Annotated in this window: 2 protein-coding genes; both read right to left on the bottom strand. The window is 32.2% G+C overall.

Annotated elements, in window-relative coordinates:
• Nucleotides 1-307 (bottom strand): peptidase associated/transthyretin-like domain-containing protein (locus ACH5TW_RS00360; RefSeq protein ID WP_439334488.1); only part of this gene is annotated, 307 nt, incomplete at its 3' end.
• Between the two features lie 259 nt (nucleotides 308-566).
• Nucleotides 567-1,292 (bottom strand): SMI1/KNR4 family protein, encoded by a 726-nt coding sequence (locus ACH5TW_RS00355; protein ID WP_439334487.1) that lies wholly within the window; start codon nucleotides 1,290-1,292, stop codon nucleotides 567-569.
• Between the last annotated feature and the right edge of the window lie 213 nt (nucleotides 1,293-1,505).

The following is a 1,505-nucleotide window of genomic DNA, read 5'->3' as shown; positions in this document are numbered from 1 at the left end:
CAGTTTTAAAAAGTCCTTTTTGAAAGGCTTGATAATGCAATTCGGATAACTTTTCAAATTCCTTTTTCCGGAGTCGGTCAACTTTGGCAGGCGAATCAAAACAATGTGTAGAGGCTAAAAACAGAATTATTTCCGCATTTTTACAATCTTTTGTAATTGAGACTGTTGCCCATTCATAGCCAAGTCCAGCGAAAATAAATTTATCGTTTTCTTTGAGTAATTTAATTTGGAAATATCCATTATAGTCAGATTGTCCGATTTCGGTGGTGTCTTTGTCAAAGATTGTTATTCCTATAGCAGTTTCCATAAATTGGTCTACAATTCTACCGTTTAAAGTCCGTTGTCCAAATGCGGAAAAAATGCAAAAAAAGAATGATATGAAAAATGTTGTTTTAAATCTCAATATTTTCGGTTTTCATATTGTTGCCAACGGTTGTGTATAAGAATAGTGCGGTTTTGTGTCCGAGGATTTTCCGCAGGAAAATCAGAGTGACTAAAAATGCACTAACTTTTTGATTTAGTAATAAAATTAAGCATTATTTCTTATACTTTGTTAGCAGTTGTTTTTATTTTCCAAAAAGTCTTGATAAAAAGCCTTTTTTCTTATTCTTTATTACCCAAACTAATTCGGTTGGATGCCTTTCCGTAAATTGATTCGCACCAAATTTTCCCCAAGCAAAACCATCTTTATTTTTTCCTTTTCTCAAGTCAGCTACAGTCCATTCTTCTCCGTCAAATTTTTTCAGAAAGTCTCTAAATTCAGGATTCTTATTTTCAAATTCAGTTTTGGGTGAGCACAAGTTGTTTTCGTCCCAAATTGTCATAACTGTTTTGTCGTGAATTTCATTCATATGACATTTGTCCGGGCTTTCATAAAATTCCAATAAGTGCTTTAGATATTCATTCAAGTTTTGTGAGTGTACAACAAATACTGCTGGGTCGTGACAAGCAAAGAACACTTTATTAGGTTTTCCATTTTCATTTAAGTCCAAAATCCAATGATTGCCAAATCCATCGTGTCCAAGCGTAAGAGAATTTGCCGATAATTCCCAAAATCCAAATTGTCCAATTGAGTCGAAATAAACCATTTCAGGACCATAACCATCCCAACCTTTTGTTACTTTAAGTATTTCGATTATTTCGCTGTCAATATTTTTATTTGGGAATTGTTCTTTTAGTTGTTCAATTTCAGAATCAGTTAACCCATTTTGAAATTCAAGTTGGTATTTTTCTCCATCTTCATCTGTAAAGGTGGATTCTTTTAATTTTCCTATTATTTCAAGATTAGTCATATCTTTTTTCTCAAATAACTGCTAACGGTTGTGTATAAGAATAGTGCGGTTTTGTGTCCGAGGATTTTCCGTAGGAAAATCAGAGTGACTAAAAAAGCACTAACTTTTTGATTAAGAAATAAATTTAAGCATTATTTCTTATACTTTGTTGTAGTACGTTTTTTTATTCAACTATTATTTTCAATTCTTTGGTTTCAAAGGATTTGCCTTCAA

It is taken from the genome of Thalassobellus sediminis (assembly GCF_044386045.1).
In the GTDB taxonomy this organism is placed as follows: Bacteria; Bacteroidota; Bacteroidia; order Flavobacteriales; family Flavobacteriaceae; genus Thalassobellus; species Thalassobellus sediminis.
Note: the sequence above shows the minus strand (reverse complement) of the source record. Positions and strands in the feature narration are given on the sequence as shown.